This window comes from Gulosibacter sp. 10, from assembly GCF_900163695.1.
Lineage (GTDB): Bacteria > Actinomycetota > Actinomycetes > Actinomycetales > Microbacteriaceae > Gulosibacter.
On record NZ_FUIC01000007.1, the window covers coordinates 216,593 to 241,534 of the forward strand.

At 68.9% G+C, this 24,942-nt stretch carries 20 protein-coding genes; 6 read left to right on the forward strand and 14 right to left on the reverse strand.

Features of this window, described 5'->3' with window-relative positions; translation table 11 throughout:
• Positions 1-4 precede the first annotated feature (4 nt).
• Complete coding sequence (locus tag FM112_RS02380) at positions 5-2,638, reverse strand: hypothetical protein (protein ID WP_140400545.1); 2,634 nt, start codon at positions 2,636-2,638, stop codon at positions 5-7.
• 248 nt (positions 2,639-2,886) lie between these two features.
• On the opposite strand from FM112_RS02380, the gene FM112_RS02385 reads away from it, so the two are divergent.
• From FM112_RS02385 to FM112_RS02395, 3 genes are all read left to right on the forward strand, one after another.
• Positions 2,887-4,719 carry a DivIVA domain-containing protein gene (locus FM112_RS02385; protein WP_087002863.1) on the forward strand — a complete coding sequence of 611 codons (1,833 nt, stop codon included), beginning with the start codon at positions 2,887-2,889 and terminating at the stop codon, positions 4,717-4,719.
• A gap of 48 nt (positions 4,720-4,767) precedes the next feature.
• Positions 4,768-5,781, forward strand: a complete 1,014-nt coding sequence (locus FM112_RS02390; protein WP_369678156.1) for an AI-2E family transporter — start codon at positions 4,768-4,770, stop codon at positions 5,779-5,781.
• Between the two features lie 856 nt (positions 5,782-6,637).
• Complete coding sequence (locus FM112_RS02395) at positions 6,638-8,692, forward strand: HNH endonuclease signature motif containing protein (protein ID WP_087002869.1); 2,055 nt, start codon at positions 6,638-6,640, stop codon at positions 8,690-8,692.
• A 376-nt stretch (positions 8,693-9,068) separates the two neighbouring features.
• On the opposite strand, the gene FM112_RS02400 is transcribed toward FM112_RS02395, so the two are convergent.
• From FM112_RS02400 to rpsB, 9 genes are all read right to left on the reverse strand, one after another.
• Positions 9,069-9,380 (reverse strand): hypothetical protein, encoded by a 312-nt coding sequence (locus FM112_RS02400; RefSeq protein WP_140400546.1) that lies wholly within the window; start codon positions 9,378-9,380, stop codon positions 9,069-9,071.
• Between the two features lie 326 nt (positions 9,381-9,706).
• Positions 9,707-10,024 carry a hypothetical protein gene (locus FM112_RS02405; RefSeq protein ID WP_087002875.1) on the reverse strand — a complete coding sequence of 106 codons (318 nt, stop codon included), beginning with the start codon at positions 10,022-10,024 and terminating at the stop codon, positions 9,707-9,709.
• 244 nt (positions 10,025-10,268) lie between these two features.
• A complete protein-coding gene (locus FM112_RS02410; RefSeq protein ID WP_217874391.1) occupies positions 10,269-11,021 on the reverse strand; it encodes a transglycosylase SLT domain-containing protein in 753 nt (250 codons plus the stop codon).
• Positions 11,022-11,133: 112 nt separating this feature from the next.
• On the reverse strand, positions 11,134-11,700 hold the full coding sequence (locus FM112_RS02415; RefSeq protein WP_254910326.1) for a DivIVA domain-containing protein: 567 nt from the start codon (positions 11,698-11,700) through the stop codon (positions 11,134-11,136).
• A 45-nt stretch (positions 11,701-11,745) separates the two neighbouring features.
• Complete coding sequence (locus FM112_RS02420; RefSeq protein ID WP_087002884.1) at positions 11,746-12,747, reverse strand: phosphatidate cytidylyltransferase; 1,002 nt, start codon at positions 12,745-12,747, stop codon at positions 11,746-11,748.
• A gap of 2 nt (positions 12,748-12,749) precedes the next feature.
• A complete protein-coding gene (gene frr / locus FM112_RS02425; protein WP_087002887.1) occupies positions 12,750-13,304 on the reverse strand; it encodes a ribosome recycling factor in 555 nt (184 codons plus the stop codon).
• Between the two features lie 33 nt (positions 13,305-13,337).
• A complete protein-coding gene (gene pyrH, locus FM112_RS02430) occupies positions 13,338-14,084 on the reverse strand; it encodes a UMP kinase (RefSeq protein WP_087002890.1) in 747 nt (248 codons plus the stop codon).
• Between the two features lie 162 nt (positions 14,085-14,246).
• A complete protein-coding gene (tsf, locus tag FM112_RS02435) occupies positions 14,247-15,107 on the reverse strand; it encodes a translation elongation factor Ts (RefSeq protein WP_087002893.1) in 861 nt (286 codons plus the stop codon).
• Between the two features lie 20 nt (positions 15,108-15,127).
• Positions 15,128-15,973: a 30S ribosomal protein S2 gene (rpsB, locus tag FM112_RS02440; RefSeq protein ID WP_087002896.1), complete on the reverse strand. Its 846-nt coding sequence runs from the start codon at positions 15,971-15,973 to the stop codon at positions 15,128-15,130.
• Between the two features lie 333 nt (positions 15,974-16,306).
• On the opposite strand from rpsB, the gene FM112_RS02445 reads away from it, so the two are divergent.
• Together FM112_RS02445 and FM112_RS02450 are read left to right on the forward strand one after the other, a co-directional pair.
• Positions 16,307-16,891 (forward strand): murein hydrolase activator EnvC, encoded by a 585-nt coding sequence (locus FM112_RS02445; protein ID WP_254910327.1) that lies wholly within the window; start codon positions 16,307-16,309, stop codon positions 16,889-16,891.
• A 111-nt stretch (positions 16,892-17,002) separates the two neighbouring features.
• On the forward strand, positions 17,003-18,556 hold the full coding sequence (locus tag FM112_RS02450; protein ID WP_087002899.1) for an LPXTG cell wall anchor domain-containing protein: 1,554 nt from the start codon (positions 17,003-17,005) through the stop codon (positions 18,554-18,556).
• Positions 18,557-18,820: 264 nt separating this feature from the next.
• On the opposite strand, the gene FM112_RS02455 is transcribed toward FM112_RS02450, so the two are convergent.
• The 3 genes from FM112_RS02455 to FM112_RS02465 form a co-directional block, all read right to left on the reverse strand.
• Positions 18,821-19,735, reverse strand: coding sequence for a tyrosine recombinase XerC (locus FM112_RS02455; protein WP_087002902.1), 915 nt, complete (start codon positions 19,733-19,735; stop codon positions 18,821-18,823).
• Positions 19,736-20,057: 322 nt separating this feature from the next.
• Positions 20,058-21,347 carry a DNA-processing protein DprA gene (dprA, locus tag FM112_RS02460; protein WP_176386630.1) on the reverse strand — a complete coding sequence of 430 codons (1,290 nt, stop codon included), beginning with the start codon at positions 21,345-21,347 and terminating at the stop codon, positions 20,058-20,060.
• Positions 21,348-21,424: 77 nt separating this feature from the next.
• Positions 21,425-22,315, reverse strand: coding sequence for an ATP-binding protein (locus FM112_RS02465; RefSeq protein WP_254910329.1), 891 nt, complete (start codon positions 22,313-22,315; stop codon positions 21,425-21,427).
• A 15-nt stretch (positions 22,316-22,330) separates the two neighbouring features.
• Here FM112_RS02465 and FM112_RS02470 point away from each other — a divergent pair, with 15 nt between their 5' ends.
• Positions 22,331-24,073: a recombinase family protein gene (locus tag FM112_RS02470; RefSeq protein WP_087002908.1), complete on the forward strand. Its 1,743-nt coding sequence runs from the start codon at positions 22,331-22,333 to the stop codon at positions 24,071-24,073.
• Between the two features lie 60 nt (positions 24,074-24,133).
• Here FM112_RS02470 and FM112_RS02475 read toward each other — a convergent pair whose 3' ends face one another.
• Positions 24,134-24,580 carry a hypothetical protein gene (locus FM112_RS02475; protein ID WP_087002911.1) on the reverse strand — a complete coding sequence of 149 codons (447 nt, stop codon included), beginning with the start codon at positions 24,578-24,580 and terminating at the stop codon, positions 24,134-24,136.
• Positions 24,581-24,942: the final 362 nt, after the last annotated feature.

Genomic DNA, 24,942 nt, shown 5'->3' on the forward strand with positions numbered 1-24,942 from the left:
ACTCCTAATCGCTCAGTTCGGTTGCGTCGGTCATGGCCTGCGAGACTCCGAGGAACTGGACCGCGCCGCCTGCCTCGGCGCTCGGGACGAAGAAGAGCAGCTGGTCGGTGTAGGTCCGCTCGAAGCCGGTATCGCTCGTCTCCACTCCGGATAGTACCGCCGTACGGCCTGAGACCGTGATGAGCGCTCGATCGTTCGCGGCCTCGAGCGTCTCGGTCTCGGTGATCGACACCGCGACGATCGCGCCGCCGTCGATCGACGTGATGCCGATGGGCGCCGTGTCGGTGGCGGCGTAGGCGAAGGAGATGCTCACGACCTCGGGGTCGAGCTCCTCCTCGAGCTGCGAGCGGTACTCGTCGTTCACCTGCGTGCGGAACACGTCGTTCTCCGCGTCGAACCGGTCGGCGTACTCCGAGTCCTCGCCGTTGGCGATGATGTCCGCGTACGCCGCGGCGATCTGGTCGGGCTCCATCACGAGCTCCGCGTCGGAGTTCGCGATGCTCGGCGCGCCGACGCTCACGGGCGCCGCCTCCGGCAGCACCACGTTCGGCGCGAGGCTGGTGAGCGAGGCCACCTTGAAGTTCGAGCGCACGCTCTCCTGCACGAGCATGAGCGCCACGGGCGTCGCGCCCTCCGCGGCGTCCTCGGCGGGGTTCACGACCGCGAACACGACGCGCGGCCAGGTGTCGCTCGTCTCGGGGATGGCGTACACCACCTCCCCGGTCGGGAACGGCGCGGGCGCCGGCATCTCGGAGTCGGCGCTCCGGGCCTCGTAGAGGGCTGTGCGCTCCGCGAGCGCATCGCCGGTGAAGCGGGGATCGAGCAGATCGGCGTCCAGCGCCTCGTCCGCCTGCGCCGCGACCGCGGCCGCGTTCTCGACCGCGGAGTCGAGCTGGGCCTCGTTGAGCGTGGGCGGGTTCGCGCCCTCCTCCAGGATCGCGGCGTCCACGGTGGATGCCGGCGTGCCGGTGGGCTCCATCTCGGTGTCGGTCCAGGAGGCGGGCCAGTACTGCGGCGCGCAGCCGGAGAGCCCCAGCGCCACCACGATCGTGGCCGCGGGGGCGAGGAGGAACCGCTGCTTGGGCGCGGACGAGCGGTTCCGGCCGCGCGGCCGGCGCCACTTCGTGTCGTCGTCCCCGTTCGACTGATCCGGCCCGGCGGGGGGCTCGGTCTGCTTCGGCTCGTCGTCCCCGTTCACCTGGTCCGCCTCGGCAGGAGTCTCGGCCGGTTTCGGCTCAGCCGGCTTCGGCTCAGCCGGCTTCGGTGCGTCCGCGATCGATTCGGGTGCGGGGTGCATCGCCGGGGCGGCCTGCTCGGGTGCGGGCACCGGCGTCGTGGACTGCGGTCCCCTGGCCTCCGACGAAGGCTGCCGGGCGGCCGCCTCCTCGACGGGCAGGGTCTCCCCGCCCGCCTCGGACTCGAGCTGCGGGGTGGAGGGATCCGCCGGCGCGCCTTCTCCGCGGAGCGCCGCACGGCGCCTCGAGCGGCGCAGCGGCTCCGGCTCGGAGGCCGCCGGGACGGTCTGCGCTGCGTCCGACTCGCCGGCCGGCTCGGGTGCACGCTCGGACGCGGGCTTCGCCGGCTCCGGCGCCCGCTCCTGCGCGGCGTCGGGAGCGGCCTCGGCGGGCGCTGCCGCCTCGTCCGGCGAGGTCCGCACGCCCTCGGCCTGCGGCGGCGCGAACGGCGAGTGGATGGGCTGCTCGAACGACGCGGGGCCTGCGGGCCGGTCCTCCGCCTCGGCGGACGCGACCTGCACATCCTCCGCGGCCCGACCGTCGCCGACCAGCGCGGCGTCGAATTCGGCGGGAGCGCCGCCGTCCGGGGCTTCCTCCCCGTTTGCCCCTTCCGCGGGGGCGAGCACCTCTTCGATGGTCTGGTCCGCGGTCGGCTCCCCGATGTCGTCCGCCCAGCGGACGGGCGTCCAGGTGCCGTCGGCGCGGTTGGCGGGCATCGTCGAGGCCGCGAGCTCTCGTCGCGCCGCCCGGCGAGCCGCGCGGCGCTCGGCGCTCGCCTCGATCCTGCGCACCTTGCGGCGGTGCAGAATCGCCCAGAGGAGCAGCAGCGCCGCGATGAGGATCAGGATGCCGCCCCCCGTCAGCAGCGGGCCGACGAGCGGCGCGTAGCCGCCGAACGGCCAGCTGATCGTGATGCTGCTCGGAGCCGGCTCCGTGCCGTCCGAGGCGATGAGCAGCGAGTATCCGGGCGACACGACGACCTCGAAGTCGAGCACGTTCTCGGCCGTGTGCTCCTCGAACCACAGGTCGTTGCCCGCGGGGTTCGGGGCCGTCGGCTCGGTGCCCGACTCGGCGAAGGCCAGCGTCTCCTCGTGGTCGCTCGTGTTCTCGACGGCCTCGTCGATCGTGACGGTGTTGTGCAGCGTCTCGCCGACCCAGGCGTTCACGTCATCGGTCCGCCCGACGGCGACGAAGATCGGCCCCTCCCCCTCGAGGTGAACGGACTGCGTACCGGCGCGGGACGAGAGCGTCTCGTTGCCGATGACGGTGAGCGGCGCCGCGGAGTCGGAGGTCCCCGTCGCAGTCACCTCGCTGATGCTGGACGACTGCGTGTACTGCACGCCGCCGATGACGAGCGCGACGACGCCGGCGACGAACGCCACTGCGGCCAAGATGAATCGCACGCGTTCTCCTCATAGTCGGGGCAGATGAATAGCAGTCGATTCTATCCCAGGGTGAATTTCGTGATCTGATCGTGATCTGGGAGGGGACAGGATCGCCGTGCAGGCGCGGAAACCGCACGGGCGTCTGCGAGCTTCCATGACAAACACCCGGCTCGCGTCGCGGGCGCCAACTAGACTTCTGCAAAAGCGGCCGCACGGTTTTCCGCGCGTCCGCACGGCATTCGGAGTTCGGTTCGAAAGGACGGTTTGTGGACGGCTTCAACTTCACTACGGCCATGCGCGGGTACAACCGCGAAGAGGTCGATCAGTCGATCGCTGATCTGCAACGGCGGCTCCACGAGACCGGCGCCTCACAGGATCGCGCGGCGCAGGAGATCCGCTCGCTCCAGGAGCAGGTCCGCAGGCTCACCGAGGAGCTGCAGGAGGCCGAGTCGCCCAGCTACGCCGGGCTCGGCACCAAGCTCGCCGGCACGCTCGCGACCGCCGAGGATCAGGCCGCGCGGCTCGTGTCCGAGGCGAATCGCGAGGCGGACCGCATCCGCGAGCAGGCCCAGCACGAGGCGATCAAGATCCACGAGGACGCGAACGACTACGCCGAGCGCGTGACCAACGACGCGGACGGATCCGCCCGCCGCGTGGCCCAGGAAGCGCAGTCCACCGCCGATCAGCTCGTCGAGAATGCCAAACAGGAGGCGGAGCTCACCCGGCTCAACCAGGAGCGCGAGATCGACTCGGTCAAGGACCAGGTCACCGCCGAGCTCCGCGAGCTGCGCCACGCCACCGACCGCGAGATCGAGTCGGCCCGCGCCCAGGCGAACGAGGAGATCGCCCGGCAGCGGCAGCAGCACGAGGAAGAGCTCGCGGCCGCGCTCGCGAAGCTCTCGAACCAGCAGCGCGAGTTCTCGGAGTACGAGGCCGCGGCCCGCCACCGGCTCGAGCAGGAGCGCGAGGCCTTCGAGCGCGAGGTGGTCGAGCGCCGGGGCACGATGGAGCGGGAGCTCGGCGAGGTCCGCCGCCGCCAGGAGGAGGAGCTGAGCGAGGCGCAGGCCACGTTCGCCAACCAGCAGGCCGTCCAGCGCGAGCAGCTCAACGCGGAGATCGCGCAGGCCCGCACGCAGCTCGAGCACGAGCTCGGCACCGCCCGCAGCCAGCACGAGCGCGAGATCTCCACCGAGCGCGAACTGGTCGAGACCGACCTCGCGGAGCTGCGCAGCTCGACGGAGCTCGAACTCTCCGAGGCGCGCAGCCGACAGACCCGCGAGCTGGACGAGGAGCGCCAGCGCATCACGACCGAGCTCGCCGAGCTCCGTGAGAAGACGATGCGCGAGCTCACGAAGGCGCGGAGCGATCAGGAGGTCGAGCTCGCCGCCAAGCGGAACGAGTTCGAGCAGCAGCTCGTCGTCGCCGGGCGCAATGCCGAGGCGGCCGCGAAGAAGCTCATCGACGAGGCCACCGAGCAGCTCGCCGATCTGAACCAGCGCAGCGAGCAGGTGCGCCGCGAGGCCGGCCGCATCACTGCGGACGCACGCAAGCGCGCGCAGGAGACTATCGAGACGGCGGAGCGCCAGGCCGCCAACCTCCTCGAGAACTCGAACCGCCAGGCGCGCGAACGCGCCCGCGAGCTCGAGGACCGCGCCCGCACCCAGCAGGCTCAGGCCGAGCGCCGCCTCGCGGAGATCCGCGACGAGCGCGACCAGATCGCGGACCACCTCGAGCAGATGCGCGCGGTCTTCCAGCAGCTCAACATCCCGACGGTGCCCTCCGCCGGGGGCGAGGCCGATCCCGCCCCGGCGGAGGCGGCGGGCGAGTCTTCGGACGAGGCACCCGCCGACGGCGGGGCCGTGGAGTCCGAGGCTTCAAAGGACGAGGCCGAGAACGCGCCGGAGTCCGAGCCGGATGCCGCGGCGGACTCCTCCGATGCCCAGCAGGGCGCTTCCGCCCAGAACTCCTCCCCGCAGGGTTCTTCCCCGCAGGGTTCTTCCCAGCAGGGCGGTTCCGGTCCCCGGCAGAACTCGAACTCGGGCCGGCAGCAGCGCCCGAATAACCGGGGCGGCCAGGGCAGGACGCAGAAGAAGCGCTAGCCGGGAGATCCTGCGTTGACCATCGAGAATCCGTTCAGAGTCGGTTTCATGGGCGCCCTCGGGGTGCTCCTCGCCATCTTCCTGGCAGGCATGCTGGGTTCGCTCTCGACCGTTCTCACGTACATCGGCGCCGCGCTCTTCCTCGCCCTCGGCTTCGAGCCGATGATCGCGTGGTTGGAGCGCCGCCGGTGGCCGCGCGGCGTCGCGATGCTCGTGACCATCCTCGGCGTCGCGCTCATCATCATGGTCATCGTGTGGACGATCGTCCCGTCGATCACGGAGCAGGTGAACGAGCTCTCGCTCCGCTACGGCTCGATCATCGGCGATCTGCTCACCTCGAACATCGTCGAATGGCTCAGCCAGACGTTCCCGGCGCTCGACGTGCAGTCCGCCATCGCGCAGGCGACGTCGTGGCTGCAGGCCAATGCGGCCTCGATCACGGGCGGCGTGCTCCAGGTCGGCGTGGGCATCGTCAACGGCCTGTTCGGAGCGCTGATCGTGTTCATCCTCATGATCTACTTCGTGACGAGCATGCACTCGATCAAGGGCGTGTTCTTCCAGCTCACCCCTGCGTCGAACCGCGAACGCACCGAGGAGATCACCGAGAAGATCACGGGCTCGGTCGGCAAGTACGTGGTGGGGCAGATCACGCTCGGCGTCATCAACGGCGTGCTGACGCTCATCTTCCTGTCGATCCTTGGCGCGTCCATGCCCATGGTGTTCGCGGTGATCGCGTTCCTCGGCTCGCTGATCCCCATGGTCGGCACCATCAGCGCCTCGGCCGTCATCGTGCTGGCTCAGCTCTTGCTCGCGGAGCCGGGCTCCCCCGTCTGGTGGATCGCCGCCATCTACTATCTGGTCTACATGCAGGTGGAGGCCTACGTGATCAGTCCGCGCATCATGTCCTCGGCGGTGTCGGTGCCGGGGTCCGTCGTCGTGATCGCGGCGCTCACCGGCGGAACGCTGCTGGGGCTGCTCGGCGCGCTCATCGCGATCCCCGTGGCCGCGAGCATCATGATCATCATGCGGGAGATCATCATCCCGATGCAGGACGCCAGATGAGCCGGGCGTTTCCCGGCTGACGTGATAGCCCGGACAGGCCGCCGGCCACCTCGCATGCCGCTTCGGCGGTGCGGCGCGGGCGGTTTCGCTTTTCTCGCACCTGGGTGCCGAGGATTCCGCAGCCGGCGGCGGTTCGACGGCTGCTCCGCGGTTCCAGGGCTTCGGCCTTCGGCTTCGGGCATGCGCGAGTGACCGCTGGCGAAGCGAAGTCCTGCCGGACGGTGCGGTGCTGTGGGGTGCCGTGCGGTGCCGTGCGGTGCGGTGCCGTGTCAGAAGCCCAGAAGCCCAGAAGCCCAGATCATTTGAGCAGGTCAAGCAGGCCGAGCAGGTCGGGCCGTCAAGCAGTCCAAAGGATCTGAGCGGCTCGAGCCGCCTGAGCGGAAAACTCCTCCCGACTTTCAGGGGTTCACGACTGCCGTTCCACTCCGGAGATGGGGCCTGCTCCGGCCGACCCGGCATACGTCTGGGGCTAGTGGCATTGTCGTCCCAAGCCGGTGGCGCTGTTGTCCGCTGGCCGCACTCGTGTGCCGCGGCCATCCGCGTGGAGCCCATTCGGTTTGCGATGAGCGGCGGCTCAGTCAGTCCACGCCCGCTGCTCGCGAACGAGCATGTCGGTGGGTCGTGTTCTACTGCAGACATGAACCCGAACCCGCTGTTGCCCCTCCGTAAGTACGCCGCGATACCGACCGGCAAACGCCACGGGAACGACAGCGCGGTGACGGCTGCGCGGGCGGGAACACACAGGGTTGAAGTCGCTGCGGAGTTATCCACAACCCGAAGAAAACAGCGACCCGCGTAGTAGGATGAATGCACGAAAGCCGCAGGCAACCAGACCGTATGCGAAGGGGGTGGGACGATGACCACGACCAACAGCGGCACCACGGGTGCCAACACCACAGCCGTGACGGGCACCACGGGTACGACTGGCACCACGGATGCCCCCGCCCCGAGCGGTAGCGCTTCTTCTGCCCCTGACACCCGCAGCCGCGCAGGCAACGCCGCCGGGAATGACCGCACCCACCAGGACGCTCCTTCTCGCCCTGTGGGGACCCCGGAACACCTCAAGGGTGGCACCCGCACCCCGGCAGCCATGCACAACCGACGCCTACTCCTGGACGCCCTCAGCCACGCCGTGAAACTCCGCGCCTCCGCCGAAGCCCTCGAAGCGCAGCTCCTCGCTGCCTCGTACGAGCACTGCCGGCAACTCACCGCGGGCCACGGCCCCGACGCGTTCGAGCAAGAGCTGAAATCCCTCGCGGCAGAGATCGGCGCGGTCACGCGCACCAGCGACCGCACCGTCGCCGCGAAGCTCAACGCGGCACCCGCCCTGGAAGCCCGCTATCCCCGTACCGCGGATGCCTGGGGACAGGGGTCGATCAGTACCGGGCATGTGCGCGTGATCGAGTCCTGCGGCGACGGCCTCACCCAGTCGGAATCGATTCAGGCGTATGAAGAACTCGTGGTCGCGAAAGCCCACGAGACCACCCCGGGTCGGCTCCGCGTGTACGCGAAACGCGTCGCCGCGGACCTCGAACCCGAAGAAACCGAACAGCGGTTGCGCCACGCCCAGGACGACCGCCGCGTGTGGCTCCAGGACGAACCTGACGGCATGTGTCAGCTCTCCGCACTCCTGCCCGCAGTCGTAGGTGCGGGCATCTTCGACCGACTCACCCAGACCACGAAACAGCTCCACGGGCCGGGTCGTGACGCCCACGACGCGCGCACCTTCGACCAGACCCGCGCCGACGTGCTCGCCGACCTGCTCCTCACCGGCCAGGTCCCCCCGGGCTCCCCGAACCATGTCGCGAAACCGATCCAGGCGACTGTCGCGATCACGGTGCCCGCGATCTCGTTGATCACCGCAGACCGTGCCACCACAATCCCGACAGCATCGACGACATCGACCATGAGTACCCCAGCAGGTCCGGTCGCAACCGCGTCGAGTCCCGTCGCGCACGACGACGAGGGAACCCAAGCACGCTCAAGCACCGACACCGGGATTGGCACTGGGACTGGGATTGGCACTGGGACTGGGATTGGCACTGGCGTGAGCATGCCCGCCAACGCCGGACGCACAGTCACCGCCAGTGCTTCCACGACCGCGGCGAACGCCGAGCCCGTTACGGATCCTGCTCGCGGTACGGCGACGATGCCCGTCCGCGAGACGACCATGACGACCATGACGCCCACCGCCGGCCAGCCCGAACAAGCCGAGCAGAACGCTCCCGGGCCCTCGGTTCCGCTGGCCGCGTTCACCGGGCCCGCGGAACTCGCCGGTCGCACCCCGATCCCCATCCACACCGCCCTCGAGTTCTGCGGGGACACGACCACCTGGTACCGGGTCCTCACCGACCCGGTCGACGGCACCCCGCTCACCGCGGAGACCTACCGGCCACCCGCCGCACTCCGCCGGTTGCTGCAAGTTCGAGATGTGACCTGCGTGGCCCCGGGTTGTCGCCGGTTGGCGAAGGACTGTGATATCGACCACACGACGCCGTGGGCTGCAGGCGGTCGCACGAAGTACGACAATCTCGCGGTGCTGTGCCGCGGGCATCACACGATGCGTGAAGCCGGGTGGGTGCTCGAGCAGGACGGCCCCGGCCGCATGGTCTGGGTGTCGCCGACGGGGCAACGGTTCGTCGTCTACGAAGACCATGTTGCCCCAGGGCTTCGCCATACCGGACGGCGCCACCGCGCCGGCGAGCAGCATCCCGGCAACCGGCACACCGAGCGGCACCATCCCGAGCAGCCGAACCCGGACCGGCACCAGGCAGAGCAACAGCACGCAGAGCAACGGCACGCAGAACGAGGCCCCGATCGACAAGGCCCCACGGTGCGCAGCCATCTGCGTCGAAGTGCCGAGAGCCGATCAGGCACGAGACCACCGGGCGAAGACCCGCCACCGTTCTAGAAGCCTGTCGCAGACGGGCTGGACTTCGAGCCTGCTCCACACGACGCAGGGGCCTCGGTCGTGCCGCGCCAAGGAGCTGCAATCTGCCGCATGATCGGGGTTCGCCTCCACGCTTGAGCAGACCGCCAGGCCCGGCCCTATACCCAGACCCAGACCCAGACCCAGACCCAGACCCAGACCCAAGGTTGCAGGAGGATCCAGACCCGCAACCCCGCAAGCTCTAGGAGCTCACACAGCAGGGCCACGACACCCGAGGGTATGTAGCCCCACAACAAAACACCGCGAGCTCCAAAAACCCGCCTAGCAGGGAAGACATTGGCTTCGGCCTCAACCTGCGCACCGTCAGGGACTCCGAGACGCCCGATAACGCCTATCCCTACACCTGCGGCGTGTGCTCTCCTCGCTCCGCAGCCAGCATGATGTTCAGCTGCTGCTGCGCCATCGTCCGCATTCCCGCGAGCACGATCGCCGTCATCAACGCAGCCACCCCGAGCATGAGCATCCCCGACCCGACCATGCATTGGGTCATCGCCCGCTCGAAGTAGTCGCGGCTGACCGTGCTCAGTACTGTGATTCCACCGATCAACAACAGGAACGGCGACACCACGAACAGCGCCACCCCAATGCCGGGCAAGCGGATATACGTCGCCGGAGGTATCGGACCCGATGGCTGCGAAGCGTTCGTCATGGATGGAAGCATACGCTCACAACAACAACCGCCCTCCCACCGCAACCACGCACGCTAGGAGCCTTCCCCGGCACCCCAGCGACCCGCTCAGAGCCCTGGAGATATATCCCGACTGGCCGATGCACCGGCACCGGCATATCAACGAATGGACCCCGGCCTCAGGCCCGGCCGCGACCACCGACAGCCACAGCCACAGCCACAGCCACAGCCACAGCCAAAGCCAAAGCCAACGCTAGCAACCCGCGACTACGCGACTACGCGACTACGCGACTACGCGACTACGCGACTACGCGACTACGCGACTACGCGACTACGCGACTACGCGACTACGCGATCTTCCAGCAATGGCTGTGCCAATGGCGCCGATCGGCGAGAGCCGAGGCGTCGCCCATGATGTGATCCGCCTGCCAGGCGGCGATATGCGCCGTCCCCGGCATGATGTCGCCACTGCATCCGGGGCAGGTATAGACCTTCTGCGCCCGTTCGGCGCGAATCGGCTGCACCGTGTACTCGCGACCCCGCTTGAACTCCGTCCGTCGCATCCCGCCCTGCAGCCGCTCGACATCGAGCGGCTGCCATTCCTGGTTGCGCTTGCTCTGACGCCGCCGAGAGTTCTCTCTGCGAGGACGATTCGAGCGGGCCATGCCCGACAGTCTAGCGAGCAGCAGGCCCTTCGCCCGAGCCCGAACCCGGAACCGGAACCGGAACCGGAACCGGAACGAAGAACTAGGGAGCTAGGCACCAAGCACCAAGCAGCGCACACTGCCCCTCCCCTCACCACGGCGTTCCATCCCGCGACCAGACGATGACGGCACCGACCTCGGGCCGTGGAAACGACAGCGACCCGCATCACAGCGGATGCGGGTCGCGGTCGTCGAATGCGGAGGTCTAGTACCAGCCGTTGCCCTGGGTGAACTTGAAGTCGTACGCACCGCACGGGCTGCCGTAGCGACCGTTCATGTAGTCGAGGGCCCACTTGATCTGCGTGGCCGGGTTGGTCTGCCAGTCGCTGCCGGCGGAGGCCATCTTGCTCCCCGGCAACGCCTGCGGAATACCATAGGCGCCCGACGAGGGGTTGGTCGCGTAGGGGTCCCAGCCGGACTCCTGCCCGATGATCGCCTCGAAGCAGCCCCACTGGTCGCTCATGCCGCGCTCCGCGAGCATCGCCTGAGCGATCGCCTGGGGCGACTCTCCGGTGTAGTTGCCACCCTCGGGGTAGTTCGACGAGCCGCCGGACTCCTCCTCGGCAGGCTTCTCAGTCTCCTCGGTCGAGGGCTCCGGTTCCGTCGAAGGTTCGGGCTCGGGCTCGGGTTCCGGCTCGGGCTCGAGCTCGAAGTCGACCGATTCGCTGCGCTCGAAGCTCGCAGAAGCGGTGGACTCCTCTTCGCCGGACTCGGCGCCCGTGACGAGGTTGGCCTGATAGCTCTGCGACTGCGCAGCGGTGATCTCCGCGAGCGAAGGCGTCACTTCGGCACCGATCTCGGGAGCTGCGGCCTGGCCGGGCTGAAGGAAACCGACGGCGGTGAACCCCACGAGTGCGCAGCTTGCGCCCACCGCGATGAACGCTCGGTTACGTCGGGCGTTGTTGATCGCTGCTGGCTTGATGGCGCGTGTGGAACCGAGGCGCATCGTGTCAGTCATTCATCCCTCTCATCGAATCAAGAACGTCACCAACGATAACGGAATGGTTACGACGAGACAACAACCAGGTATCAACTCTCAGGTTGCGGGTGCCTGTGGACTGTTCCAGCACCTAGCGAATCGCAAGCATCACGTCGACGACGGCGTCGATGAGCAGATCGACCTGCCCTTCAGCATACCCGCGGCGACGCGAGTTGAAAGCCACGCCACGCGCCTCGCGCAGCGTCATCGGGGCCTTCCCCCGCAGGAAGTCGTCCACGCGGTCGACGAAGGCGTCGACCTCCGGCACCGAATAGCCCCGCTGGAAGATCGACACTCGGTCGAAACGCTGCCCCGGCCCCCGCTCGAGACGCTTGAGGACCGCCCGAGCGGCGTCCTTCGTCTCGGCGATGTACTCCTCTTTACCGATCTGCGCGATGCGCTCCTCCTGCTCGCGCACGGCGACGGCATCCTCGAGCCGTTCGAGCGCCGCGTCCACATGCGGAGCCGAATAGCCCTTCTTGCGCATCGTGAACGCGGTGTGGCGGATGCTCTTCGCGGTGAGTCGCTTGCCGCCGGACGCATTGTCGAAGTTCTCGTAGCGCTCACGCGCTACGGCGAGCGCACGCTCGACTTCGTCACGGTCGTAGCCATACTCGCCACGGGGCGCTGTGGGGAAAGGGGCTTGGGAAGCAGTCACCCGTCTATTCTGCCCCATGACTCGCAGAACATGCGGTGAACGCGGTCACATCAGCGGCGCGGCCCAGAAATAGAGGGCGAAGGCCATCGCCCCCGAAGGCAGGATCGAATCCAGCCGATCGAAGAATCCGCCGTGGCCCGGCAGCCAGTTGGACATGTCCTTCACCCCGAGCGATCGCTTGATCATCGACTCGGTGAGGTCGCCTGCGGTCGCGGTGATGGTGAGCGCCGGCCCCATCACGAATCCGAACCACCACGGCAGGCCGAGCAGGAAGTGGCCGAGCAGCACCGCGGCGAGGATCGCCAGCGCCGTGCCGCCTAGCGTGCCCTCCCACGTCTTGCCGGGACTCACCCGCGGAGCGAGCTTCGTCCGGCCGAAGCGGAGCCCCGTCGCATAGGCGCCCGTGTCCACGCAGACCACGACGACGATGAAGACGAGCGCCCACAGCTCTCCGCGGGGCTGCGCGACCAGCAGCGCGGTGAACGCGCCGAGGAACGTGGTGTAGAGCTGCACGAAGATGATGCACGCCGCGTCCTCGGCGAGCTGCCTGCCGGTGGGCCTGGGCGACTCGAAGAGCATCTGCACGCAGCGCCACAGCAGCACGAAGACGGTGCCGATCAGCAGCGATCCCCAGAGCCACGCGGCCCCGTACACGAACGCGACGGGGACCACGACGAGTGCCGCGATGGTGGACGGCACCCGAGGAACCCGCATGCCTCCGACCCGCATCGCCGTGGACAGCTCCACGACGAGCAGCGCCACCATCGCGACGCCGAACAGGATGAACCAGCGCTTGTCGAAGAGCAGCGATGCCAACACCGCACCGATGAGGCCGATCCCGATGGCGACGGCGATCGCGAGGTTGCGGCCCGATCGCTCGTTGACCTTCTCGTTGAAGTCACGCGCCCTGCCCGTGAGCCGCTTGGCCTCCGCGCCGAGCGATTCGAACGAGCGGGGCGTGTGCAGGGGGCCTCTCGAGTCGCCGGACGGCGGGGCGTCGAATTCCTCGTCGCCCCGCCGCGTCGCGTCCTGATCGGCCCCCGCCATGACTACACCTCGAGGAGGTCGGCTTCCTTCGCCTTGAGCGCCTCGTCGATGCGGTCGACGAACGACTTCGTGATCTTGTCGAGCTCCTTCTCGCCACGAGCGATGTCGTCCTCGCCGATCTCGTCCTTGAGCGCCTCCAGGTCCGACTTGCTCTTGCGACGGATGTTGCGGACGGCGATGCGCGCGTCCTCGGCCTTGTCGCGGGCGAGCTTCACGTACTCCTGACGGCGCTCCTTGGTGAGCTCCGGCATGACGACGCGGATGAGGCTGCCGTCGTTCGTGGGCGTCACGCCGAGGTTCGGGTGCGACACGATCGTCTTCTCGATCTCCTTGAGCGCCGACTTGTCGTAGGGCGTGATGACGAGCATGCGCGCCTCGGGCTGCTGGAGCGACGCGAGCTGGCCGAGCGGAGTCGGGGTGCCGTAGTACTCGACGTTCAGTCGGTCGAAGAGCGCCGGGTTCGCGCGACCAGTCCGGATGTTCCCGAACTCCTCGTGCGCGTGCTCGACTGCCTTTTCCATTTTGTCCTTGGTATCGGCGATTACCTCAGAGATCACGTTGTGGTCCTTTCGCTGCTGGGTCGTTCCATCCTACTGAGCCGTGGTGATGGCCGAGACACTGTTGGAGACGAGCGTGCCGATGTTCTCGCCGAGCAGCGCCCGTTCGATGCTGCCCGCCGGGTGCATGCCGAAGACGCGCATGTCCATACTGTTGTCCATGCAGAGGCTGAACGCCGTCGAGTCGACGACCTTGAGCCCGCGCTGCAGCGCGTCCTGGTACGACACCTCGCGGATGAGCTTCGCGTCCTCGTCGGCGCGCGGGTCCGCGGTGTACACGCCGTCGACGCCGTTCTTCGCGACGAGCAGGGCGTCCGCGCGGATCTCGAGCGCACGCTGCGCGGCCACGGTGTCGGTGGAGAAGTACGGAAGCCCCGCCCCGGCGCCGAAGACCACGACTCGGCCCTTCTCCATGTGGCGCTCCGCCCGCAGCGGGATGTAGGGCTCCGCGACCTGCCGCATCTCGATGGCCGACTGCACTCGCGCGGTGGCGCCCGCCTGCTCCAGGAAGTCCTGCAGCGCGAGCGCATTCATGACGGTCCCAAGCATGCCCATGTAATCGGCGCGGCCGCGATCCATCCCCGAGTTCGCCAGCTGCGCGCCGCGGAAGAAGTTGCCTCCGCCGACGACGATGGCGACCTGGACGTGCTCCGCCGCCGCGGCGATCTCGCGCGCGATGTTGCCGAGCACCAGCGGGTCGACGCCGAGACCTCCACCTCCGAACGCCTCGCCCGAGAGTTTCAGCATGACGCGGCGCGATCGATTGGACGTGGTTGGCATTGCGCTCCTCAGTATCGGTACGTGGTTTCGGTCGTTGTGTGAAGTCGTTTCGTTGGCCGTAGTCAGACTACTGGCCGGTCTCGGTGAAAGCGCGGCGAAACGACTACGGGGCGGTCGGCATAGCTGCCGGCCACCCCGTAGTCGTTCAGGCGTCAGTGAGGACTAGTCCTCCGAGCCTTCCTCGTTCTCGGCGCCCACGCCCACCTTGAGGCGTGCGAAGTCGACGATCTTGAGGCCGGCGCCCTCAGCGATCTTCCCGACGGTCTGCTTCGGGTCGCGGGCGTACTCCTGCTCGTTGAGGACGATCTGCTTGAAGTACGCGCCGAGACGGCCCTCGACGATCTTCGGCAGCGCGGCCTCGGGCTTGCCCTCGGCGCGGGTGAGGTCCTCGACCACCTTGCGCTCGCGCTCGATGTCCGACTCCGGCACGTCCTCGCGGTTGAGCACCGACGGGTTCGCGAAGGCGATGTGCTGCGCGATGCCGTGCGCGGTGTCCGCGTCCTCGCCCTCGTAGCCGACCACGACGCCGACCTGCGGCGGGAGGTCCTTCGAGGTGAGGTGCATGTAGATGTCGAACTTCTCGCCCTTGACCTGGCGGACGTTGCGGAGCTCGAACTTCTCGCCGATCACTGCGGCGACCTCCGAGACGTGGTCCGCGACGGTCTTGCCGTCGAGGTCGGCGGCGAGCGCCTCCTCGGCGTTGGTCGCGCCGGCGGCGGCCGCGGCGTCGAGCACCTGGTTCGCGAGCTCGATGAACTTCTCGCCCTTGGCGACGAAGTCGGTCTCGCAGTTGAGCTCGATGATGGTCGCGGTGCCGTTGCCGTTTTCCTTCGCGGCGATCAGGCCCTCGGCGGCCGAACGGTCAGCGCGCTTCGCGTTGCCCTTCGCGCCCTTGAGGCGCAGCAGTTCGATGGCCTTGTCCATGTCGCCATCGGCTTCGTCCAGAGCCTTCTTGGTGTCGGTCAGACCCGTGCCGAGCTTCTCGCGCAGCGCCTTGACGTCAGCAATGGTGAAGTTTGCCATGTGGTTCGCTCTCCCTCTGGTTACTTGGTCTCGTCGGCCGCGGGGGCCTCGGCTGCAGTCTCTTCGGCTTCGGTAGCCGATTCCTGTGCAGCTTCCGCCTTCTGCTCGCCCTGCTTGAGCAGCTCGAGCTCCCACTCGGCCAGCGGCTCGGCGGCCTCGGCGGCCTCGCCCGGCTTCTGGTGGCGGGTCATGAGACCTTCGGCGGCGGCGTCCGCGACGATGCGCGTGAGCAGCGCGACCGAGCGGATCGCGTCGTCGTTGCCCGGGATCGGGTAGTCGACGTCGTCGGGGTCGCAGTTGGTGTCGAGGATGGCGACGACCGGGATGCCCAGCTTCTTCGCCTCGTCGACCGCGAGGTGCTCCTTGTTGGTGTCGACGACCCAGAGCGCCGAGGGCGTGCGGCTCATGTTGCGGATACCGCCCAGGGTCTTCTCGAGCTTGTCGCGCTCGCGACGCTGGATGAGGAGCTCCTTCTTGGTGTAGCCCTTCGTCGTGTCCTCGAAGTCGACCAGGTCGAGCTCCTTGAGGCGGTTGAGGCGCTTCTGCACGGTCTGGAAGTTCGTGAGCAGACCGCCGAGCCAGCGCTGGTTCACGTAGGGCTGGTTCACGCGAGTCGCCTGCTCGGAGATCGCTTCCTGCGCCTGCTTCTTGGTGCCGACGAAGAGGATGGTGCCGCCGTGCGACACGGTCTCCTTGACGAAGTCGTAGGCCTTGTCGATGAAGGCGAGCGACTGCTGGAGGTCGAGGATGTAGATGCCCGAGCGGTCCGTGAAGATGAAGCGCTTCATCTTCGGGTTCCAGCGACGGGTCTGGTGTCCGAAGTGGACACCGGCGTCAAGCAGCTGACGCATCGAGACGACTGCCATGGTCGTAGTCTCCTAGTGATCGGGCGCGCCGAGGGCGCGCATTGCGGTTGTCATCACCGGGCATCGAGCCGATGATCCTGGTGCCCGAGGAGCCGCCCACCTCGACGTCGCCGCCGAGGACCGTTGGGCGCACCTGAGCCGGGCACGCGAAGTCAGCCCGCTTTCGCCGACTGCTAGGGAAACAATAGCGCGTTCCGGGCTCGGGCGACACCATCGGGACCTCCACAGGCGAGAGCCCCAGCGCAGTCGTGCCCGGCCGCTGTGGATACGAGGCTTTCCACGGCTCGTCGTCCCCGCCGAGCGAGTCCGGCCCCGAGATCCGAGCATGGTGCCATGATCACCGCCGCACATCAGCCCGATACCCGAATCCCGCGCCGGCTCGCGCTCGGCGCAGTCCTGGCGGCGCTCGCCCTCGCGGCCGGCGCCTCCCCCGTCGACGCGACGATCTCCCCGATGGAGGAGCCCGCGGCCGGGTCGCCTCGGACCATCGCGGGCGACGACGAGCCGGGCGTCTGGTCCTGGCCGGTCTCGCCGGTGCCCGAAGTCACCCGGCCGTTCGAGTTCCCCGACCCCTACGGCCCCGGCCATCGGGGCATCGACCTCGCGGTCCCCGCGGGCGCCCCGGTCCTCGCGCCGGATGACGGCACGGTCCACTTCGCGGGCTGGGTCGTCGACCGTCCCGTGATGTCCGTCCGGCACCCGAACGGTCTCATCTCCAGCTTCGAACCGGTAGACGCCGTCGTGGAGGTCGGCGACGCCGTCATCCGCGGGCAGACCATCGCGACCGTCGCCGCCGAGCCCGCGCACGAGCCGTCCGGCGGCCTGCATCTCGGGGCCCGGGCCGACGGCGAGTACGTCGATCCGCTCTCGCTGCTCGGCGGCGCGCCCCGGGCCGTTCTGCTCCCGCTCGCGGGCTGAACGGGTCGCAGATGCGCCGGACATCTCGGACTTCCGCCGACGCGGCACGAGCCGCCGCCCCTCGAACCCGCCCTTCCTGATCCACCCTCGCTCAACGATCCAAGGACGCCCATGCACACGCACCACCCGCCGATCCCCGCCCCTCGATCAGCTCGACCGCCCGGCTCCGCCGCAACCGACCACGCGCTGCCGCTGCGCTGGTTCCTCGCCGCCGTCACGCTCGTGACCCTGTTCCTCGCCTGGTTCTGGACCGGCACCGCGAGCGCCGGTGCGGCCGAGGAGGGCCCCGGCTATTCGCGGGACGGCAGCGCTGCCGCGTTCGTCGGCGCGCTCTCCTTCCAAGGGGTCAACGCCTACTGCATCGAGCTCAGCAGGCCGTCGCCGATCGGCGCCCCCACGAGTGCGCTGTCCGAAGATGCACCGCTGCCCGCGCAGATCGCGGATCTCGAGGATTCGACGCGAGCCCGGCTGCACTGGGCGATCTCGACCTTCGGCGTCTCGAGCGATCCGCGGGATGCGGCCGCGACCGCGATGTTCGTGTGGGAGACCGCCGACCCGGTGCACTACCGCGGCGACCAGCACTACCTGGAGCTGCTGCCGGCGGAGGTGCGCGACGAAGTGGCATCCCGGGTCGCGGCGATCCGAGCCGGCGCGTCGGAGATCGAGGTGGCGCCGACTCCGACCTCCGTGAAGGGCGAGCTCCTCTTCGACGAAGAGCGGGGCCTCACCCTCTCGATCGGCGAGGTCCCCGAGGGCATCGTGGCCGAGGTCTCCCTGACGAACGCGACTCGCGACGGCGAGCCGAGGTTCGAGGTCGGCCCGGCGGAGGCCCACTCGATCCCTCTCGAGCTCGCGCAGGATGCCGAAGACGTCGGCGTCGAGATCTCCGTTCGGTATGCGGAGGGCTACTGGTCCCCCGACGTGCGCGTCCTCGCGACGGAGGGGCACCAGCTGCTCATCCAGCGTGCCGAGGGATGGTTCTCGGCGAACCACACCGTCGTGGCGGTACCGGAGCGCACACCGGAGCCGGAGCCGTCGCCCGAAGCCGGGCCCGAGCCGAAACCGGAACCATCGCCCGAGCTCGAACCGTCGCCGGAGCCGTCGCCCGAGCCAAAACCGTCGCCGGAACTCGAATCGGAGCCGTCATCCCAGCCCGAACCGTCGCCCGGGCCGAAGCCGTCGCCGGAGCCGTCGCCCGAACCAAAACCGTCGCCGGAGCCGCAGCCGGAGCCGGAATCGAAACCGTCACCCCAACCCGAGTCCGGGCACGAGTCGTCGCCGGAGCCGAAATCTTCACCTGAGCCCGAACCTTCGCCCGGACCAGAGCCTTCGCCCGAGCCCGAGTCGTCGCAGGAACCCGAACCGTCAACAGCACCTGAGCCTGAGCCTTCGCCCGAGCCCAGCCCCTCGTCGAAGCCGACTCCGGAACCCGCGCCGACCGTCAAGCCCGAGCCCTCGAAGCCGGCGCCTTCCACGAGCCAGTCCTCGTCCCCGGAGTCCGGGGCGAAGCCCGACCAGGCGCCCGAAGCGCTGGCGCAGACCGGCACCGGTGGCACCGCGTGGTTCATCCCGGTAGGGATCGGCATCTCCCTGATCGGCCTCGGCGGTTGGCTGCTCTCGCGATCAGTCCGGCGGAAGAAGGATCAGGCCGACCTCTGGCAGTGACCGTGCCTGAGGACGATCGCCGCTGAGGCTCGCCGTCTGCGCGCTGGTGCGGGTGTCGGGACCGGCACCCGCACGGGCGCGGGCAACGGGCAACGAGCGACGAGCGACGAGCAACGGCTCCACGGCTCCACGGCTCCACGGCTCCACGGCTCCACGCTGCCAACGTCGGCGCACAGCACAGCACAGCACAGCACAGCACAGCACAGCACAGGCCGACGATCCCGTCTCGCCCGAGCGGCTTCGGAACTCGTGTTCCGGAGCCGCTCAAGCGCGTGGATGCGCACGCAGATAGGTCTCGCGCAACCGTTCCGTCGAGACGTGGGTGTAGATCTGGGTCGTACCGAGGTCGGCATGACCGAGCAGCTCCTGCACGCCGCGAAGGTCGGCGCCGCCATCCAGCAGGTGCGTGGCCGCCGTGTGGCGGAAGGCATGCGGCCCCGACGGCCCCGAGCCGGGAGCGTGCTCCAACATCCTGCGCGCCAGCTCGTACACGGTCCGCGCGTTGATGCGGCCGCCTCGAGCGCCGATGAACAGCGCCTCTCCCGAGCCGTCGCGCACGAGCTCCGGTCGCCCGCGCCGCAGCCAATCGGTGATGGCGTCCGCTGCGGGAGCGCCGAGCGGCACGACCCGCTCCTTGTCGCCTTTACCGATCACTCGAAGAATCCGCTCGTCGAGATCGAGGGAATCGAGGTCGAGCGAGCACAGCTCCGCCACCCGGATGCCCGACGCGTACAGCACCTCGACCACGGCGAGATCGCGGATCGAGACGGGGTCCCCGGTTCCGGCCCGCGCACGAAGATCGCCGAAGATCTCCCCCATCGCGTCGGCCGAGACCATCCTCGGCAGCGAACGGCCGGCCTTCGGCGAGCGAAGCCGACGCGCCGCGTCCGGACCCCGCCCGGTGGACTTCAACCATGCCGTGAATCCGCGAGCGCTCGAGGCCCGCCGCGCGATGGTCGACGCCGCATAGCCCTCCTGGGACTCGGCCCACAGCCAGTCCCGGAAATGCTCGAGATCGAGCGCTTGGAGACGCACCGGAGCGTGCCGCTCTACGTGATCCGCGAAGCGCTGCAGATCGGACTCAACGGCCCTGCACGTGTGCGCGGCCCGTCCGAGTTCGAGATCGAGCGCTCGCGCGTAGTCCCGGATCGCCTCCCGGAGTTCGCTCGCAGTCGCCATGCTCCCAATAGTAAGGAGCCGTGCCCTTCATGACATGCCCTTCATGAGTTAAGGAGCCGATGTGTCGATTGCAGGAGACCGCGCGAAGGATCACCGGGGGCACCGGCGGCGAGAGCGCGGACCGTGAAAATACCGGCCGCGAGAGCGCCGACCGCGAGAGCACCGACCGCGAGAGCACCGACCGCGAGAGCACCGACCACGGGAGCACCGACCACGGGAGCACCGAGCGTGGAAACGCCGACCATCGGGCGCCGACCGCAGAGCCCCGGCCCCAGAGCCCCGGCTCCGAGAGCGCCGTTCCGCAGATGGCATGCCGCGCCGCTCAGGTCGCGTGCCCGCCCGTCCTGCGCCACCCCTGCGGATTCTCGTCGGCGCCGCCGCCGAGCTCGAGCTCCGCGAGCGCCCCGCGCACATCGGCCGGCGCGAGCCCGCTCAGCTTCGCGATCTCGCCGATGCCCATCCGCTTGCGCGGCCGCAGCGCATCCCACACCCGCACGGCCCTCGCGGAGACGCCGGACCGGGCGACGGACGGCTCCGGCTCGTCGAACAGCGGCAGCGGCACGTCGAGCTCGGCTCCGGACGCGCCCTCGATCTCCAGCTGCTGCGCACCCGATCGCCACAGCGCGAGGAGGTCGTCCGTGCCCGCGATCAGCTCGGCCTCGCGGGAACGGAGCAGCCGATGGCACCCCGCCGACGCGGCGCTCGTGATCGACCCCGGCACCGCCCCGAGCGCCCGCCCGAGCTGCTGCGCATGGTTCGCGGTGTTCAGCGAGCCCGAACGGGCCCCGGCCTCGACCACCGCCGTCGCCTGCGCGAGCGCCGCGATGAGCCGGTTGCGCTGCAGGAACCGCCACCTCGTGGGCGCCTGACCGCAGGGGAGCTCAGTGACGATCGCCCCCTGGTCGATGATGCGCTCGAGCAGCTGCCGGTTCCCCGCCGGATACAGCCGGTCGGCTCCGCCCGCCAGCACCGCGATCGTCGCGCCCCCGCTCGCCAGCGCCGACCGGTGGCTGCAGGCGTCGATGCCATACGCTCCGCCGGAGACCACCGCGAGACCGTGATCGACAGCGCCCGCGCCGAGCTCGGCCGCGGCGCCGTCACCGTAGGCGGTGCTCGCCCGCGCACCCACCAGGGCGACCGATGCGCGCGATGCCCCCAGCAGATCGACGCTCCCCCGCACCCACAGCCCCATCGGGGCATGGACCCCGAGGTGGTCGAGCTGGCGAGGCCACACCCGATCCTCCGGGACGATGAAGCGGACGCCCACGGTCGTCGCCGCATGGCACAGGGCGCCGACCCGCTCCAACCCCCACCGGGGCGCCCAGCGCGCAAGGGCTCCCGCGAGATCCGCTCCCGCGAGTTCCGGCGCATCCGCCAGCGCGGCCCACCGCGACGAACCCGGCTCCGACACCCACAGGCTCGATTCCGGACCGAACACGGCCGTCAGCAGCCCCGCATCGCCATCGCCGGGCTCCGCCACGGCGGTCCAGACGAGCCGCGCGAACGTCGGGAGCAGCTGCTCGTCGGCGAGCGGCAGCTCGGGCCCTCGCAGGGGCTCGAGCAGCGCTCGCAGACGGTCGGGGCGCAGCGCCTCCCGAAGCCCGCTCGACACCGGCGGAGCGCCGGACAGGCGTGCCCGAACGCGCTCATCGCGAACGGCGCCGATTCCATGGACGCGGTCGTGCATCATCACTGTCCCCCTGCTGCTGTTCGGACCCGGTAGTAGAGGGCCTCGGCGATGTGGTCCGCGGTCGGCCTCGCGACCCCCTCGAGATCGGCGAGGCTCCAGGCCACGCGCTGGATGCGCGTATAGCCGCGCATCGAGATCTGCCCGCGCGCGAGCGCGCGATCGACCGACTCCGTCGCGCCGGGCGCGGGGCGGAGCTCGGGACGCCGCAGGGCGCCGCCGGAGAGATCCGCGTTCCGCCCGCATCCCAGCGGGGCCAGCCGTGCAGCCGCCCGCGCCCGCGCCAGCCGGACCGCATCGGCCACCTCCGCCGTGCTGCGGCTGCCGACGACGCCGTCCGCCTGCATCCGCACGGTCGCGATACCGGCCTTCTCGACCCGCAGCTGCAGGTCGACGCGGTCGAGCAGCGGCCCGTTCAGGCGCGCGAGGTAGCGGCGCTGCTGCATGGGCGTGCAGCGGCATTCGAGATCGGCGGCGCCCGCGTTGCCGCACGGGCACGGATTCGCCGCGAGCACCAGCTGCGCCGAGGCCGGGAAGGTCGCGCTCATGCGCGCCCGATGGATCGTGATGCGCCCGGACTCGAGCGGCTGCCGCAGGCTGTCGAGGACGGTGCGCGGAAACTCCGGAGCCTCGTCGAGGAAGAGCACGCCGTGCGAGGCCAGCGACAGCGCGCCGGGCTGCACCATGCCCGAACCGCCCCCGATGAGCGCGACCGCGGACGCCGTGTGATGGGGCGCCTGGAACGGCGGGCGCAGGTCCAGCTCCGCGCCGACCGGCAGGCCGCGCAGCGAGCGCAGCGCGGCCGCCTCGATCGCCGAGTCCACGTCGAGGTCGGGCAGGATCCCGGGCAGCCGCTCCGCGAGCATCGTCTTGCCCGATCCCGGAGGAACCAACGCTAAAATGACTCTATGGAAGCCATCGCCTATATCCGCAAGTCGAACACACCCGATGAGTCGAGTCACAGTATCGAGGATCAGCGGGAGTGGGCATGGACGACGGCCAAGCGGCGAGGGTTCACGCTGCGTGAGGACGACATCTACGAGGAAGTCGTGTCGGGATGGCAGCAGTACAGGGCTCGCCCGCAACGTGAGGCTCTGGTCACCGCCATAAGGTCAGGCTCCGTACGCGTGCTCATGGTCAGGGTCCTAGACCGGCTGGGCCGGAACCAGGCTGAAGTCTCGGCCATCGTGGAGGAGTGCCGCCGTAAGAGGATGCTGATCGTCACGGAGGCAGTGGATCACGACACGACCACGGCGGAGAGCGTGCTGCTGACGTCGACGCTCTCCGCTCTGGCTCAAGCCGAGGCCAGCCGTACCTCGGAGCGCCTGAGGGCTACAGCGGCGGCGCTGCGGCAGCGGGGCGGATGGAACGGCATCGCTCCCTACGGATGGGAGAAGGCTCCCCGCGGGGAGGATGGGGTCATCCGGCTGCGCCTGCACCCAGAGCAAACCAAGCTGGTCCGGCGCATGGTGGATGAGGTGCTGGGAGGCGCGGGGATCGCGCAGGTGGTCGAATCTCTGTCCCATGACGGCTGCATCACGGCCGCGGGCAAACCGTGGTCGTACAAGTCGGTGGTGAGAGTGTTGCGCCATCCGATCCTTGCGGGGTACCAGTCGCTGGCGGCACGCGACGAGCAGGGCCGTCAACGCCCCGATGCCCGCGAGTTGGTTCTGGATACCACCGGGCAGCCCCTCAAGGCGCACTCGGCAGTTGTCACGCCCGAGGAGTACCGGGCGCTTCAAATTCTCGTCGCGCCCAAGCGCTTGACCAGCCGGCGGCAGTCTGCGCGTGGCCTTCCTTTGGCAGGTCTCGTGTACTGCGAGGGATGCGGGAGGCGCATGATTTCGTCTCGTCGCGCAGGAGCGTACATCTGCGATTCGAAGCAGCGAGGCATTCCCTGCACAGGTCGCGCGATCAGAGCCGCCAGCCTCCTGATGTTCTTAGAGACGTTCACGGGGGCAGTGCTCCAGAGTGAGGAGGCTTTGGAAGCTCAGCGCGCGCAGTTCGAGGCGATTCACAGCGAGCAGACCCGCGAGAATCTAGAGGCGCTCCGGGCAAGCATCGCGCAGGCTGACGAAGAGATCGAGGTGCTGAGTGCGATGGTCGCTGACCGGACCACACCGCTGGAGGCTTACCCCGGCCTGATGGCCCGCCTCAGCGCAGCGCGAGCGGATCGAGATTTGGCCCAGAACCAGCAGGCCGACCTGCTGCCTCGCGGACTGCCGCTACAAGTCGACCCGCTGACCTACGAGGAGTTCCAGGCGCTCCCTGACGAGACGCGGCAGACGATGGTGCGGCGTATTGTGGAACGCGTCGAAATCCTCCCCGATCCCGGACATGGTGGTGCGCAGAAGGGCTATTTCGGCAGCTCAGGCATTAACCTAGCGCGGGTGCGGTTCAGGGCATGGGGCGACGATGAGGGCACATGGCGGCAGACCGAGGGGTTCGCCCTCACTCAGGACGGCGGCCTGTTCACGTGCGAGCAGTGCGACCCTATCCGGTCGTTCGCCTACCGCAACAATCGCGACCACCACGCTCGATACGCCCATCCGCGCGTCGTGGAGTGCGAACTGTGCGGTGAAATGATCCCGCTTCCGGGTATGCCCTCCCACAAGAGGAAGCACGCGAGAGACGCCTTGGAACAGAAGTGATCCCGGAGAGGCGCATTCCACCTCTCCGGGATCACCGAGCCGAGTCCCTGTTGGGTGCACTCAGTCAGCGCCACGCCGCATCTCCCCGAGAGCGCTTTCGCCGACGCTGGCGAGGATGACCACCTCGCTGCCATCCAGTACGGCAGCCTTGCGCTCGTCCAGGTATGGCAGCAGAGCGGTCCCGTCTCCGGCACTCATCTGCGAAACGCACAGCAGCTCGGCAGCCTGGGAGCCGTCCGGCTGGTCCTCGAACGTGCTTCGCGTGCCGTTCGGCGCGTCCACATAGGCGATGATCACGCCATCAGCCTCCGGTGCAGTGATCATCGTGCACGCGCGGGCGCTGTCCGCGGTGTCGTAGGCTTCCACAGCGTCGATGGGTACTGCTGAGAACTCCACATCCACGCGCCGGCTGCCTTCGGATGGCGTGTCTAGCACGGTGGCCTCGCCCAGGGCGTCGAGCGCAGGGACGCTGACCCTGTCGCCCTGAGTCAGAGCGGTGATATCCACTGCGGGTGGAGCTGCCTCGACAGGAGCCAGGTCACGGGACGCATCGTTGGAGTGAGGCGCTGATGTGGAGCACCCCACAAGGGTGACCGCAGCAATAGCGGCAGCCACCCCCGCGAGAAGCTTGGTTGACGTTTCTCGTAGGTTTGAGATGGGCAAGGGGTTTCTCCTTAGGATTAGGAATTCGCCACCGTCCGGTGACGACATGGACCGTCGCGGCGTTGTGTGGACGCACAAGTCTGAGAGGCCACGGTTCGGTCACGAGGCAAGAAGTGGCCCCGACCGTGTTGGTCGGGGCCACTCACCTAAGCCTGGATCCACCGATTAGATAAGCGATGTGCAGTTGCGACGCTGAGGAATCGATG